At 69.0% G+C, this 14770-nt stretch carries 12 protein-coding genes; 9 read left to right on the forward strand and 3 right to left on the reverse strand.

What is annotated here, in order from left to right; all coding sequences use genetic code 11:
- Nucleotides 1-169 precede the first annotated feature (169 nt).
- A complete protein-coding gene (locus J2S63_RS16200) occupies nucleotides 170-1282 on the forward strand; it encodes a hypothetical protein (RefSeq protein WP_310304329.1) in 1113 nt (370 codons plus the stop codon).
- 562 nt (nucleotides 1283-1844) lie between these two features.
- Here J2S63_RS16200 and J2S63_RS16205 read toward each other — a convergent pair.
- Nucleotides 1845-2318, reverse strand: a complete 474-nt coding sequence (locus J2S63_RS16205) for a hypothetical protein (RefSeq protein ID WP_310304331.1) — start codon at nucleotides 2316-2318, stop codon at nucleotides 1845-1847.
- Nucleotides 2319-2581: 263 nt separating this feature from the next.
- Here J2S63_RS16205 and J2S63_RS16210 point away from each other — a divergent pair.
- The 3 genes from J2S63_RS16210 to J2S63_RS16220 all read left to right on the forward strand — a co-directional run bounded on the left by J2S63_RS16210 (nucleotide 2582) and on the right by J2S63_RS16220 (nucleotide 6714).
- Nucleotides 2582-3759, forward strand: a protein-coding gene (locus J2S63_RS16210; RefSeq protein ID WP_310304333.1) for an IS3 family transposase whose coding sequence is annotated in 2 segments (ribosomal slippage) — nucleotides 2582-2866 and nucleotides 2869-3759 — 1176 coding nt in all. Because the reading frame shifts where the segments join, the coding sequence is not laid out codon by codon here.
- 1128 nt (nucleotides 3760-4887) lie between these two features.
- The gene (locus J2S63_RS16215; protein ID WP_310304335.1) at nucleotides 4888-5268 is read left to right on the forward strand and encodes a hypothetical protein; all 381 of its coding nucleotides are present in this window, start codon (nucleotides 4888-4890) and stop codon (nucleotides 5266-5268) included.
- 237 nt (nucleotides 5269-5505) lie between these two features.
- Entirely contained in the window at nucleotides 5506-6714 is a 1209-nt protein-coding gene (locus tag J2S63_RS16220) for a hypothetical protein (RefSeq protein ID WP_310304337.1), read from the forward strand.
- A gap of 158 nt (nucleotides 6715-6872) precedes the next feature.
- Here the strand turns inward: J2S63_RS16220 and J2S63_RS16225 are convergent, their stop codons facing one another.
- Both J2S63_RS16225 and glgX read right to left on the reverse strand, forming a co-directional pair.
- Nucleotides 6873-8339 (reverse strand): hypothetical protein, encoded by a 1467-nt coding sequence (locus J2S63_RS16225; protein WP_310304339.1) that lies wholly within the window; start codon nucleotides 8337-8339, stop codon nucleotides 6873-6875.
- An 84-nt stretch (nucleotides 8340-8423) separates the two neighbouring features.
- On the reverse strand, nucleotides 8424-10565 hold the full coding sequence (gene glgX / locus J2S63_RS16230; RefSeq protein WP_310304341.1) for a glycogen debranching protein GlgX: 2142 nt from the start codon (nucleotides 10563-10565) through the stop codon (nucleotides 8424-8426).
- Nucleotides 10566-10627: 62 nt separating this feature from the next.
- Between glgX and J2S63_RS16235 the strand changes: the two genes are divergently transcribed.
- The 5 genes from J2S63_RS16235 to J2S63_RS16255 all read left to right on the forward strand — a co-directional run bounded on the left by J2S63_RS16235 (nucleotide 10628) and on the right by J2S63_RS16255 (nucleotide 14742).
- Nucleotides 10628-11407: an enoyl-CoA hydratase/isomerase family protein gene (locus tag J2S63_RS16235; RefSeq protein ID WP_310304343.1), complete on the forward strand. Its 780-nt coding sequence runs from the start codon at nucleotides 10628-10630 to the stop codon at nucleotides 11405-11407.
- A 96-nt stretch (nucleotides 11408-11503) separates the two neighbouring features.
- Entirely contained in the window at nucleotides 11504-11887 is a 384-nt protein-coding gene (locus J2S63_RS16240; RefSeq protein ID WP_310304345.1) for a hypothetical protein, read from the forward strand.
- 144 nt (nucleotides 11888-12031) lie between these two features.
- Nucleotides 12032-12817 carry an electron transfer flavoprotein subunit beta/FixA family protein gene (locus J2S63_RS16245; protein ID WP_310304347.1) on the forward strand — a complete coding sequence of 262 codons (786 nt, stop codon included), beginning with the start codon at nucleotides 12032-12034 and terminating at the stop codon, nucleotides 12815-12817.
- Nucleotides 12818-12861: 44 nt separating this feature from the next.
- Nucleotides 12862-13806, forward strand: a complete 945-nt coding sequence (locus J2S63_RS16250; RefSeq protein WP_310304348.1) for an electron transfer flavoprotein subunit alpha/FixB family protein — start codon at nucleotides 12862-12864, stop codon at nucleotides 13804-13806.
- 33 nt (nucleotides 13807-13839) lie between these two features.
- A complete protein-coding gene (locus J2S63_RS16255; RefSeq protein WP_310304350.1) occupies nucleotides 13840-14742 on the forward strand; it encodes an FkbM family methyltransferase in 903 nt (300 codons plus the stop codon).
- Nucleotides 14743-14770: the final 28 nt, after the last annotated feature.

The following is a 14770-nucleotide window of genomic DNA, read 5'->3' on the forward strand; positions in this document are numbered from 1 at the left end:
TGAGTTCGCCGTTGCGAATGCGGTCGGCCGCGTTGGAAGCCAGCCGACCGCTCATGCCGCGTAGCGTGCGCCCGCGGCCACTCGCACATGCCGCTGAGAACTCGGTCCTGCCGACGAGCGGGCGGCTCCCATGATCGGCGGCGTCGGTCCTGCACTACCGTCCACACCCATGCGCACCCTCGGTACGGCCGCGTCTGCGGCCCTGGTCCTGGTCCTCCTCGCCGGCTGCGGCGGCAACGACTCCAACAACACGAGCTCGCCGAAGCCGACCGCCCAGAGCGCCGCCCTGGTGGTGAAGGCCCAGGTCGATGAGGTGAGCGAGGCGATCGCGGTCGACGAGAACAACGACCCCAACAACCTCATCGGGCGCCCGAACGGCTACACCGCCGCGACCGTCCTTGTCGACGACCGAGCTGGCTGCGACACCACTGATACCAGCAGCACCGGCGACTTCGGGGTCGATTGCGGCGCCACCATCGAGCAGTGGCCCTCCGACGACGACGCCCAGAACCGCTCCGAATACATCCAGGAGCTCCAGGACGGCAACAGCATCCTGGGCAGCGAGTACGACACCGTGCGCGACAACCTGCTGCTGCGCGTCAGCGGAGACCTCAAGCCGTCGGAGGCCAAGGAGTACGCCGAGGTGTTCAAGTCGGCCGACCTGGCGAAGAAGGTCACCGACGATACGTCCGTACAGACGGGCGAGGAGGCCGGCGACCCGTGGAAGCTCATCGACGCCGGCTTCGGGTCCCAGTACGGGTACGCGTGGGTGATTGCACGAGTGCGGAACAACGACGACCACGCCGGACACACCGTGACCGTCAACTTCAACCTGCTCGACAAGGCTGGTGAGCTCGTCTCCAGCGGCTCCCAGGTCTCCCACTTCAGCTGGCCCGGGCAGGTCCTGCCAGTCGCCACCCAGGTCGACGTCCCCAAGGGCCGTAAGCCCGTCCGGGTTGAGGCGACCCTCGACGTCAAGGACGATGGCACCTTCGACGACCAGACCTCAGGGGACCTCGGCACCGTGCGCGGCAAGATCTACCGGCCGGAGTTCTCCGACTCCTTTGGTGCCCGCTTCGAGGTGGCCAACCCGACCGACGAGCCGCTCGAGGGGCCCTCGCTGGAGGTCGTGTGCACGAATAGGGCCGGCAAGATCATGGGCGGCGCCGGTGAGTATCCCGACCTCATCCCCGCCTCCGGACGCGTCCTGGTCGACGTGACCTCGCTCTACACCGCGGCCAGGCCGGCCAAGTGTGTCGGCTACCTCGCACCCTGGATGTAGGGACGCTCCCGCACAGGGCACCCCCGTCGCGAGCGGATCAGGCCGGCGGCGCAGTCCGTGGAGGTACGGGGTTGGCTACTCGAGCAGAGTCGCCGAGCCCCGGTAGTAATCGTCGGAGTCCAACCGCACGTCACAGGTCCAGTCCGCTCGGATGTTGGCACCGAAGCCGTTCTCCGCGTCTACGTAGCCAGTGACTGTCCAGGGTCCGGAGCCGCTGACCTCGACGTCGCCGAAGTCGGCTGTCGATGGTGACTTGAGCTGATCCTCAACCCAGTCCTTGCAAGCGGATTCCGCGCCATACGAGTCCCCAGAGCCGCCACCACTGTCGTCACCGCCGCTGCACATGCTTGACAGGCCGCCTACGACCAGCACGACAGCCACCAGACCAAGACATCCACTCGACCCTTCGGCCATAAGTTCTCCCCCGAGATTCAGCTGATACCGCGGCTATCAATATCAGCGAATGTCCCGCACCGGACTTGAAGCGGACGGCGGGGTGCCGAATGGCGACTAAAGGCCCCCTGGGAGTGGACCTATCGCCCAGTGCGGCGACGACCACGCCCTACGGCAGCCATTCCCAACGGTACGAGCCGTCGCGCGAGAACGTGAGCTCGACAGCTGCGGTGCCTTGCTTGTCGCGGGCGTAGCAGATGGTGGTGTCGCCGTCGCGGCGGACGTCGTCCACGTCCGGGCAGGAAACCCTGACCCGCCCCCCGCCCTCCTCGCGAATCGCAGTCGCGAGACCACTCTCGATGGCCCAATCGAACACCTCAAGCTGCCTCACGTAGGCATTCCCAATGGCGGCGAGCGCGACGACCGAGACAAGCCAAGCGACCGGGATCAAAGGTGTCCCTCGCAGCTTGATGGTGCGGAGAAGCAGGTACGCCGGCGACACCAGCAAAAGGCTGGCCGGGAAGATGATGGAGCCGGAGCGGGGCTCACCCCAGAAGGTGCGCCAGTCAAGGAAGCCCAGCACGAGCATCGCGATCCCGACGGGTGGCCCTATGGTCTCCCACTCGGGGTCGGCGGCACTCATGGCGTACAGGAGCCCACCAAGCGGCGTCAGCGCTGCCAGCCAGCCCCAAATGTCCTGAGACGTGTCCCGGTTCGCTCGCGCCACAGCAGGCGCGGGCTTAGGCTCCGCGTGTACCACCGGCGGTGGGGGCGGAGGTGGGGGTGGAGCTGGCGGGGTCGGGACGGCCCTCTTGCGTGGCCGGATGGTCGGATAGTGGGTCTGCTGCAGGGGTCGGTGACATCTGATCTGTGGTGCCGAGAGGTGCCGCTGGAAGGATGTGCACCATGCCCAAGCCCTATCCCCAGGAGTTCCGCGACGATGTCGTGCGCGTGGCCCGCAACCGGGAGCCAGGTCAGCATCTGAAGCAGATCGCGGCCGACTTCGGGATCAGCGAGTCGTGCCTGACGAACTGGATGGCCAAGGCCGATGTCGAGGACGGCACCAAGCCCGGGGTGACCGCGGCCGAGAACGCCGAGCTGCGTGAGGCCAGGAAGCGGATCCGGCTGCTGGAGCAGGAGAACGAGGTCCTGCGTCGTGCGGCGGCGTATCTCTCGCAGGCGAACCTGCCGGGAAAGTGATGTACCCGCTCGTCCGCGAGCTGGCCGAGGACGGGATCCCCGTCACGGTGACGTGCCGGGTGCTGAAGATCGCTCGCCAGCCCTACTACCGCTGGCTGGCGGGCCCGGTCACCGAACGCGACCTGGTCGAGGCGCACCGGGCCAATGCCCTGTTCGACGCCCATCGCGACGACCCGGAGTTCGGCTACCGGTTCCTGCTCGACGAAGCCGTCGAGGCCGGTCAGGACATGGCCAGCAGGACTGCGTGGCGGATCTGCTCGAGCAACGGCTGGTGGAGCGCGTTCGGCAAGCCCAAGCGCGGCAAGAACGGCCGGACGGGGCCGCCGGTGCACGACGACCTGGTGGAACGCGACTTCACCGCTGAGGTCCCCAATGAGCTGTGGCTGACCGACATCACCGAGCACCGCACCGCCGAGGGCAAGCTCTACCTCTGCGCGATCAAGGACGTCTTCTCCAACCGGATCGTGGGCTACTCCATCGACTCGCGGATGAAGTCACGCCTGGCCGTCGCTGCCCTGGACTCAGCGGTCGCCCGACGCGCCGCCGAGGGCTACTCGGCGGCGGGGTGCATCGTTCACTCGGACCGCGGGTCGCAATTTCGCAGCCGGAAATTCGTCCATGCCCTGAACCGGTACGGCTTGGTCGGATCGATGGGCAGGGTGGGCGCGGCTGGCGACAACGCCGCCATGGAGTCGTTCTTCTCGCTGTTGCAGAAGAACGTCCTGGACCGACAGAGCTGGGCCACTCGCCAGGACCTGCGGATCGCGATCGTGACCTGGGTCGAGAGGACCTATCACCGTCGTCGCCGACAAGACGCGCTCGGTCGGTTGACCCCCATTGAGTACGAGACCATCATGACCACGCCAGCCACTCAGGCTGCGTGACCCAACCTGTCACCCGTCCCTGCAGCAGACCCAGAGACGGTCGCTGGCTTGTAGCGACGCTCCTCCTGCATCCAGCGCACGAACAACTCGATGTGGACACGCTTGGCCTCCACCGGATCGAGCTGATGCTCCGCACACCACATCAGGTACGAGCGGAGGTCGGACTCAGCATGTTGACGGGTCAGTCCCTTGTACTGCGCGAGGTATGCCGCTGCAGCGCGCCAGGTCCGGTCCTGACCGGGAACGATGAGAGAGGAAATGAGGACTGCATTCATCTGATGAGTCCCGCACCGCCACCCCCTACAGTCAACCGGCCCGAGTGGCACGGGGCTACGCCATGCAGTCGCGACTCCGCCCCGACAGCGGCATGGTCGGGCTCCGCCCCGACAGCGGCATGGTCGGGCTCCGCCCCGACAGCGGCATGGTCGGGCTCCGCCCCGACAGCGGCATGGTCGGGCTCCGCCCCGACAGCGGCATGGTCGGGCTCCGCCCCGACAGCGGCATGGTCGGGCTCCGCCCCGACAGCGGCATGGTCGGGCTCCGCCCCGACAGCGGCATGGTCGGGCTCCGCCCCGACAGCGGCATGGTCGGGCTCCGCCCCGACAGCGGCATGGTCGGGCTCCGCCCCGACAGCGGCATGGTCGGGCTCCGCCCCGACAGCGGCATGGTCGGGCTCCGCCCCGACAGCGGCATGGTCGGGCTCCGCCCCGACAGCGGCATGGTCGGGCTCCGCCCCGACAGCGGCATGGTCGGGCTCCGCCCCGACAGCGGCATGGTCGGGCTCCGCCCCGACAGCGGCATGGTCGGGCTCCGCCCCGACAGCGGCATGGTCGGGCTCCGCCCCGACAGCGGCATGGTCGGGCTCCGCCCCGACAGCGGCATGGTCGGGCTCCGCCCCGACAGCGGCATGGTCGGGCTCCGCCCCGACAGCGGCATGGTCGGGCTCCGCCCCGACAGCGGCATGGTCGGGCTCCGCCCCGACAGCGGCATGGTCGGGCTCCGCCCCGACAGCGGCATGGTCGGGCTCCGCCCCGACAGCGGCATGGTCGGGCTCCGCCCCGACAGCGGCATGGTCGGGCTCCGCCCCGACAGCGGCATGGTCGGGCCGGGCTCCGCCCCGACAGCGGCATGGTCGGGCTCCGCCCCGACAGCGGCATGGTCGGGCTCCGCCCCGACAGCGGCATGGTCGGGCTCCGCCCCGACAGCGGCATGGTCGGGCTCCGCCCCGACAGCGGCATGGTCGGGCTCCGCCCCGACAGCGGCATGGTCGGGCTCCGCCCCGACAGCGGCATGGTCGGGCTCCGCCCCGACAGCGGCATGGTCGGGCTCCGCCCCGACAGCGGCATGGTCGGGCTCCGCCCCGACAGCGGCATGGTCGGGCTCCGCCCCGACAGCGGCATGGTCGGGCTCCGCCCCGACAGCGGCATGGTCGGGCTCCGCCCCGACAGCGGCATGGTCGGGCTCCGCCCCGACAGCGGCATGGTCGCGCGGCTGTCAGCTCGAGGCTAGTTGCCCTGCGAGTCTGATCTCTATTCCATGAGTCGACGAGGCCGCTCTGCGGCTTGGGCACGAGTGGGCTCGTGGCCCGCTGACCCACCTACGCTTGGCGTCCTCGGTCACGCTCAATCGGACTGTCGAATCGGACAGGTAGCGTGTCGAACCGTGCTTAGTGGAATTCTGCCCGGGCTCAGGCAAGTCAGAGCCCCACTCATTTCTGGCGCCATTTACTTCGTTGTGGTGTGGGTCGTGATCGACGGCAAAGACCGGCTGTCAGACCTTGGACACTCGACGGGTCTGGAAAGGATCGCAGAGCTTGCGCAGACTGTAGGCCCAGGCGTGACGCTCGCTGCTGCGGGACTCGCGGCTTACCTGCTCGGAACCTTTCTCGTCATCCGTGACTGGCCTCAGTTCCTCACACTGCAGCACTGGAGACTCCTCCCATCGACACTGACGGAGGAAGAGATGGCCAACTGGCGCCGCTTGGACCCACTGCGCCGGTTCTTACGGAATTCCTGGAATGCGGTGGCTGCCATCTGGCGCGGATATCGATCAATCGAGATGTCAACGATGGAGTTCACCGAGTGGCGCCGTCGTGAGTACCCGTACAACCATGACCGATTCGATCCCGTTTGGAGTTATGACCGCGCGGACGGGCTTGGCACCGAGATGTCGGCCAGGCGAACCCACGAGTGGGCTGGTCGCCTCGACAACTGGGTGTACCGCCAAATGGACAACCTCCACAGGACCTTCACCTACAAGGACCTAAAGTCCATTGATCCTCCCGACGACTTCTGGGGAGAGGTATATAGCTCGTGGAACGACTTTCGCGACTTCCAGTGGAGGCGTGCTAACAATGAATGGCAATATCGCGGTGGTGACTGGGAGGGTGGCCTGCGGCTTGAGGACAACGAAACCGTCAGCCTTCCATCACACTATTTTCCGCTGCGAAGCGATCAGATCCCGCCATGGGCGCCGACCCCTGATGGCTGGGAAAAGAATCCAGAGCACGAGTGGTGGGATTTTGACCGCAACCTCCATGAGGACGTTCACCACATCGTTCTGCGCGAAGCCTTTCTGGCAAACCTAAGCGAAGAGCGGCAGCGTCTCGTTGCGAAACTCAAGGCGGATGGCGGGGTGCACTTCGGCGAGTATGATCGAGCCAAGGCTGAAGCCGAGTTGCGCTATTCAGCCGCGCCGCCTCTACTTCTACTAATCGTCGTGTTGGCGGTGCTGTGGTCGCCAGTAGTTCTGGTGGGTGTCGTGCTCCCGCTACTAATGATCAAACAAGGTTTAAGTATCGAGCTCAGTGGTGTCGTCGATTTATACATGGCGCTCCAGTACGGCGGAGTCAAGTCGCCGACGATGGCCTTGCTTTACGAATGTCGGGCACGTTCACGCCCTCCCCAAACGGAGAACAGCGACCTTGCGGCGAGCGAAGTCAACCAATCGGTTTGACGACTTCTGCGCCCAACTCCTGTCGTGCTATGAGTCGAGCGTGTCCCGATGCCCGACCATCGGCAGAGTAGGGCACCTCAGGGCGGCATCGGACCGACCCACAGTGGGCGGAATGCCGCTCGTTACAGGATCGGTGGCGCTTACGACTTCCGCAGGACTCAGCGGCGGAGGTTGATCTCGACAGACAGAGGCTGGTCAGGGAAGTAGAGCTCGACCTGCTCGCCGGCCCCGAGCATCTGCCGAGCCTCATCGGGGTCGATGCGTCGTGACCCGCGGTGGTCGACCAGGAATGCCAGGCCGTGAGGGGTGAGCCAGACGTAGCGGCCGTGGCCGCACTGCCGGGAAGTGAAGCCCGCACGAGTCTTCCAGCGGTGGTGTCGCCGACCGAGTGGGCCGGAGTTGTGGGTGCCTGTCTGGGGCGGGTGGTCCGGTGGTGCCCCCGGTCTGTAGGGGGTGGGATGGTCGTAGTCCACGCCCCGGCCGGTGGAAGAGGCGTAGGGCCAGTAGTCACCGCCGGTGATCAGGTGCACCCGCTCCTTGATCGACTCCGGGTGCTCGTAGGCGGTGGTGCGGACCCGGTCGGAGAGGTCGATGACCGGTTGGACCACCACGTTGTGCCGAGCCAGGAGGACCTGGAGCTCGGAGAGTGTCATGGCGCCGAGGCCCTCGACCCGGGCGACCCCCTCCTCGCCGAGCAGGACGGCTTCGTGGAGGTGGACGTAGAGCTTTGCCTGAGGGGCGATTCGTGCGGCGATCGCCGGGTCACGCAGCAGGTCCAGCACGTCGGCCGGGATCGCGAGGGCGCGGGCGATCGCGTCGGGATCGGTGTTGGGGTCGGTGGTCGGGTCCACGCCGCGGAGCAGGAGCTCGAACAGCTGCCCGAGGCGACCGAAGTAGCCCATCGCCATCGATCGCCGCTCATCGAGCGTGGCGTCGGGGTGGGAGGTCAGGAGGGCCTCGGCCACCCGCTCGAGGACCGCGTCGATGCCGGGCCCGTCGGCGGCGTCGATCCGCGCCACGACCATCCGGGTCCCGTCGTCCTCGGTCTGCCCGACCGCGGCGAAGCCGCGCTGCTTGGCCTCCGCGACCTCGTCCTCGTGGGTGCCGGTGTCGGCCTCGATGATCTTGGCGTCCGCCACGTCGAGGATGCGCTTGATCGACTCGGTCGCGATCATCCGGGCCACAGCCTGGTCGACGATCCACATCCGGTCCGCCGGGACCCTGCGAGAACGGGAGGCGACCGTGCGGGCCACCCACACCTCGGCATCGCCGGCCAGGCAGACCGCCCACGTGAGCGGCATCCGGTGGACCAGGTCGAGCACGTCGGCCATCGCGGACCGAGTGGCGTTGACGTGCTCCTCGCGAGCCAGCGCGATCTCGCCCAGACAGAAGTCCTGGACCCCGGGGGTGCCTTCACCGCCGAGCTGACGCAGGACCTTGCCGATCGCGCGCGCGTGCTCGCGGCCACGAGCGTCGAGACCGTCCAGCGGGTCCGCGCCGTGCATCGCCACCCACTGCTCCAGGACCCGCAGCTCCTGGACCTCCAGGAGCCGCCGCGTCCGGAGCGTGCTCGTCGCTGCGTCGAGCACGTCGCGCGCGGAGAGGTCGCGGAGGTCTTCGGGCATGAGTACAGCCTACCCGGCCATGACGATATCCGCACGGGTGTTCGGCACCCTGTGGAGACGACGCCCAGGGGTGCGTGAGGGGGATCAGTGCTGGCGAAGGAGCACCAGCGAGCGCGCGGACATCGTGAGCGTGTCGCCGGCCTGGACGGCGGTGCCGACGGGGTTGTCGGGACAGGTGGAGAGGACGACCTCGCCGCTGCCGACCCAGGGGTTCTCCATCTGCGTCACGTCCACGGGCTCGTCGCGTGCGTTGAACCACACGAGGAACGACCGGTCCCGCTGCTGCTCGCCCTCGGGGCCGGGGGAGCGGAGGGGGTCGCCGGAGACGAACATGCCCACGGTGCGCAGGCGGCCGTCGTACCAGTCCGGCTGGGACATCTCGCGCCCGTCGGGGTGCAGCCAGGCGAGGTCCTTGGGGCCGCCGGCGAGCGTCGGGGTGCCCTGGAAGTGGTGCCGTTGCCGCAGTGCGGGGTGCTGCCGGCGCAGCCGCAGTGCGGCCCGGGCGACCTCGTAGACGTCGAGCCAGGCATCGTCGGCCCGCCAGTCGACCCAGGAGATCTCGTTGTCCTGACAATAAGCATTGTTGTTGCCGCGCTGCGTGCGTCCGCGCTCGTCGCCGGCGGTGATCATCGGGGCCCCGGACGACAGGCAGAGCGTGACCAGGAGGTTGGCTGCCTGGCGCCGGCGCAGCGCGCGGATCTCCTCGTCGTCGGTCTCTCCCTCGACGCCGTAGTTGGAGGACAGGTTGTTGTCCGTGCCGTCGCGGTCGTGCTCGCCGTTGGCGTGGTTGTGCTTGCGCTCGTAGGAGACCAGGTCGCGCAGCGTGAAGCCGTCGTGGGCGGTCACGAAGTTCACCGAGGCGTACGGCGAGCGCCCGTCGTCGGCGTACAGGTCGGAGGACCCGGCCAGCCGTGAGGCGACGTCGCGGACGCCGGTGCCGTCCCCGCGCCAGAAGCTGCGCATCGTGTCGCGGTAGCGGTCGTTCCACTCCACCCACGGCGGCGGGAACGATCCGACGAGGTAGCCGTCCATGCTCGCGTCCCACGGCTCGGCGATGAGCTTCACGTGCCGCAGCACGGGGTCCTGGCTGATCGTGGTGAGGAAGGCGCTGCGCATGTCGACCGCGTGGCCGGTGCGCGCGAGCGCCGAGGCGAGGTCGAAGCGGAAGCCGTCGACGTGCATCTCGGTCACCCAGTAGCGCAGCGAGTCGAGGATCAGCCGCAGCGCGCCGAGGCTGGTCGAGTCGACGGTGTTGCCGCACCCGGTGACGTCCCAGTAGGCGTCGCCGACGGTGCCGGCCCGCTTGTAGAAGCCGAGGTCGTCGAGCCCACGGAAGGAGTACGTCGGCCCGTCGGCTCCGCCCTCGGCGGTGTGGTTGTAGACCACGTCGAGGATCACCTCGAGCCCGCGCTCGTGGAACCGCTTGACCATCTGCTTGAACTCGGTGACCTGCTGGCCGAGGTCGCCGGAGGAGGAGTACGCCGCGTGGGGGGCCAGGAACGCCAGGGTGTTGTAGCCCCAGTAGTTGCTCAGCCCCCGGTCGACGAGCGCCCGCTCGCTGACGAAGTGCTGGACGGGCAGCAGCTCGACCGCGGTCACCCCGAGGTCGGTGAGGTAGTCGAGCACGTGGTCGGTCGCCAGGCCGGCGTACGTCCCCCGCAGGTGCTCGGGCACCCGGTCGTGCAGCTGGGTGAACCCCTTGACGTGCAGCTCGTAGATCACGGTGTCGCGCCAGCGGCGGCGCAGCTGGGTGTCGCCCTGCCAGTCGAAGTCGTCCTTCACCACCACGCACTTGGGCATGTACGGCGCGGAGTCGACCTGGCTGCGCCGCCGCGGGTCGCCGGGGTCGTGGGCGAGGAGCTCGTGGTGGCCCCACACGCTCCCGGTCAGCGCCTTGGCGTAGGGGTCGAGCAGCAGCTTGTCGCGGTTGAACCGCAGCCCGTGGTCGGGCGCCCACCGGCCGCCGACCCGGAACCCGTAGCGCTGCCCGACCGGCACGTCGGGCAGGGCGCCGTGCCACACCCCGAGCGTGTGCTCGGTCAGCTGGTGGCGGGTCTCGGTGCCGTCCTCGTCGAACAGGCAGACCCACGCGGCCGTCGACTCGGGGGAGAAGACCGCGAAGTTCGTCGACCGCTCGGACCACGTCGCCCCGAGCTGCTGGTGGTAACCCGGCCACACGGGGGCTCGCTCGTCCAGGGCGCTCCAGCTCCAGGTGTTCGTCGGCACGGGTCGATTGTGGACTACGGTGACGCAGGTTCGTGGAGGTGCAACCGAGAGGACGGTCCGGCGTGGGTGAGTTCGTGCGGCTCGAGGTCGAGGACGGTGTCGGGACGATCCGCATCGACCGACCCAAGATGAACGCGCTCGACGTGCAGGTGCAGGAGGAGATCCGCGCCGCGGCGCTCGAGGCCACCGACCGCGACGACGTCCGCGCGGTCGTCGTCTACGGCGGCGAGCGGGTCTTCGCGGCCGGCGCCGACATCAAGGAGATGGCCGACATGTCCTACCCGGACATGGTCAAGCGCTCCGGGGCACTCCAGTCCGCCTTCACCGCGGTCGCCCGCATCCCCAAGCCGGTCGTCGCGGCGGTCACCGGCTACGCCCTCGGCGGCGGCTGCGAGCTCGCGCTGTGCGCCGACATCCGCATCGCCGCCGACAACGCGACCTTCGGCCAGCCCGAGATCCTGCTCGGGATCATCCCGGGCGCGGGCGGCACCCAGCGGCTCACCCGCCTCGTCGGGCCGAGCAAGGCCAAGGACCTGATCTTCACCGGCCGCTTCGTCAAGGCCGACGAGGCGCTGGCCATCGGCCTCGCCGACAAGCTGGTCCCCGCCGACCAGGTGTACGCCGAGGCGGTCGCCTGGGCGCGCCAGTTCACCAAGGCCGCCGCGCTCGCCGTACGCGCGGCCAAGGAGTCGGTCGACCGGGGCCTCGAGGTCGACCTCGAGACCGGCCTGGAGATCGAGCGGCAGCAGTTCGCCGCGCTGTTCGCCACCGAGGACCGCACCATCGGCATGCGCAGCTTCCAGGAGAACGGCCCGGGCAAGGCCGAGTTCGTCGGTCGCTGAGCCAGCGACCTCCCGGACCCAGGCATCAGCCGGGTCAGGTTGGATAACCTCCCTGCGGGAAGCAGCATCGGGGTAGTCGGGTGACAGGAGCCACCAGTGAGCGAGTCGGAGACGGCGGGCAAGCGCCGCGCTGAGACACCGCGTCGGGACGGACTCAACGCGGGGTCCCGCAAGGCGCGGTCGACCATCGCCTCGGTGGTGTGGCTCGTGGCCGTCGTGGCGGCCGCGGTGCTGGCCGTCGGCGCCCTGCTGGTCGCGCTCCGCTTCAACCTGGACAACGCGGTGGTCAAGGCGATCACCGACCTGGCCGACAAGATCGACTTCGGCGAGCTCAAGAGCTTCGAGGTCAAGAAGGGCGCCGGGGCCTCCGCCCGCCAGGACGCCGTGGTCAAGTCCGTGCTGGTCAACTGGGGCGTCGCGGCCCTGATCTACCTCGTCGCGGGCAAGGTCCTGGACCGCGTGATCCGCCCGCGCGGCTGACCCGGACCGGGCGGGCACCGAGGTGTAACTCGGTGTCACAGTCTGTGACTGATCGCACCTGCCCCATCTCGTGCGACCGCTGTGGCTCGCGGGTAGCCTCTTGGCATCCCGAGACCCGAGGAGGGGCCCGCTCAGGGCTTTGCCATGAACATTGTCGTATGTGTGAAGTACGTCCCGGACGCGACCGGTGACCGCAAGTTCGAGTCCGACAACACCGTGGATCGTGACAACGTCGACGGCCTGCTCTCGGAGCTCGACGAGTACGCCGTCGAGCAGGCGCTGCAGCTCAAGGAGAAGCTCGGCGACGACACCGAGGTGACCGCGCTGACCATCGGGCCGGCCGACGCCGAGACCGCGGTGCGCAAGGCGCTGCAGATGGGCGCCGACAAGGGCGTCCACGTCGTCGACGACGCGATCGCCGGCTCCGACGCGCTGGCCACCTCGCTGGTGCTCGCCGAGGCGCTGAAGAAGACCGACTACGACCTGGTCATGTGCGGCATGGGCTCGACCGACGGCGCCATGGGCGTCGTCCCGGCGATGGTCTCCGAGCGCCTGGGCATCCCGGGCATCACCTTCGCCTCCGAGCTGAGCGTCGAGGGCGACACCGTCAAGATCCGCCGCGACGGCGACACCGCGACCGTCATGGTCGAGGGCACGCTGCCCGTCGTCCTGTCGGTCACCGACCAGACCGGCGAGGCGCGTTACCCGTCCTTCAAGGGCATCATGGCCGCGAAGAAGAAGCCGGTCGAGACCTGGAGCCTGTCCGACCTCGGCGTCGACGCCGAGCTGGTCGGCCTCTCCGCCTCCTGGTCGCAGGTCGAGGGCACCGAGGAGCGTCCGCCCCGCAGCCAGGGCGAGATCGTCACCGACGAGGACGGGTCGGGCGCCACCGCGCTGGTGGACTTCCTGGCCTCCAAGAAGTTCATCTGACCGCCCTCCGGCCCTGACTGAGTTCCTGAAGGAAGAGCAACCACATGTCTGAAGTCCTGGTCCTGGTCGACCACGCGGGCGGCACCGTCCGCAAGACCACCAACGAGATGCTGACCATCGCCCGCAAGCTGGGCGAGCCGTCCGCGGTCTTCATCGGCAAGCTGTCCGACGAGGCCACTGCCGCGCTCAAGAAGTTCGGCGCCGCCAAGATCTACGCCGTCGACGGCGGTCACGTGAACCCCTACATCGTGGCCCCCAAGGCCGAGGTGCTCGCCGACCTGGTGAAGAAGACCTCGCCCGCCGCTGTGCTGATCGCCTCGTCCGCCGAGGGCAAGGAGATCGCGGCCCGCCTCGCGGTCAAGACCGAGTCCGGCCTGATCACCGACGCCGTCGACGTGGCCGAGGGTGGCGTGACCACCCAGTCCGTCTTCGCCGGCAACTACACGGTGCAGGCCAAGGTCACCAAGGGCACGCCGATCATCGCGGTCAAGCCCAACTCCGCCACCCCGGAGGAGTCCGAGGGCGCCGGCGCGGTCGAGGAGATCACTCCCGAGATCTCCGACGTCGCCAAGGGCGCGCGCATCGTGGGGGTCGAGCCCAAGAAGTCCTCGGGTCGACCCGAGCTCAACGACGCCGCCATCGTCGTGGCCGGTGGCCGCGGCACGGGCGGCAACTTCGAGCCCGTCGAGGAGCTCGCCGACTCGCTCGGTGCGGCCGTCGGCGCCTCGCGTGCGGCCGTGGACTCGGGGTGGTACCCCCACTCCTTCCAGATCGGCCAGACCGGCAAGGTCGTCTCCCCGCAGCTCTACATCGCCAACGGCATCTCCGGTGCGATCCAGCACCGCGCCGGCATGCAGACCTCCAAGACGATCGTCGCGGTCAACAAGGACGAGGAGGCGCCGATCTTCGAGCTCGTCGACTTCGGCGTCGTGGGCGACCTGCACTCGGTCCTGCCCAAGGCCACCGAGGAGATCAACAAGCGCAAGTGACCGCTGCCCGCGTCCCCGGTTAACGTCGGGGGCATGGACGGGCGAGATCATCGGACGGACCGTCGCCTGCGGGCGGCGGTCCGTCGCGCGTTGCAGCGCACGGGCTGGGACGTCCGCGGCCTGGGCGACCGCGCCTGGGTCGTGCGGCACAGCACGAGCCGCCACCGGGTCGTCCCCATCGGGGGCGACGCGCTGAGGGCCACCCTGGTGTGGGACCGGCGCCGGGTCCGGGCGCGGCCCGCGCGCCTGCAGCAGCGCCTGGCGCAGGTGGCCCAGCGCGAGCTGGTGATGTGGGTCCTGCGGGCCGGCGAGGTCGACTGCGTGGTCGACGCCGGCGCCAACACCGGCCAGTTCGCCCAGGGCCTGCGCCGCGCGGGCTACCGCGGACGCATCGTGTCCTTCGAACCGGTGCGCTCGGCGTACGACGGGCTCGCGGCGGCCGCGCGCGACGACGACGCGTGGTGGGTGCGTCACTGCGGGCTCGGGTCGAGCGACGGCACCGCCACGATCCACGCGATGCGCGGCACGATGAGCAGCCTCCTGCCGCCGAGCGACTTCGGGCGGGAGTGGGCGGCGGGCCTGCGCAACATGACGTCCGAGGAGGTGACCATCCGCCGCCTCGACGGGCTGATGCCCGAGATCCTCGACGGGCTGGACGCGGGCCGGGTCTACCTCAAGATGGACACCCAGGGCTACGACCTCGAGGTGGTGCAGGGGGCGGGCGAGGCCCTCGACCGGGTCGTCGCGCTCCAGGCGGAGCTGTCGTGCGTGCCGATCTACGACGGCATGACGCGGCTCCCGGAGCAGTGGGTGGCGCTGGAGGCGGCTGGGTTCGAGAGCGCGGGGGTGTTCCCGGTGTCCTTCGACCACGAGACCGTCCGGGCGATCGAGTACGACGTGGTGATGGTCCGCGCGCGGGAGATGCGCGGGCTCTAGCGGGGCCGCAGGGGGCAGCCCGTGGAGC

The sequence above is a fragment of the Nocardioides marmoribigeumensis genome (assembly GCF_031458325.1).
Classification (GTDB): Bacteria; Actinomycetota; Actinomycetes; order Propionibacteriales; family Nocardioidaceae; genus Marmoricola_A; species Marmoricola_A marmoribigeumensis.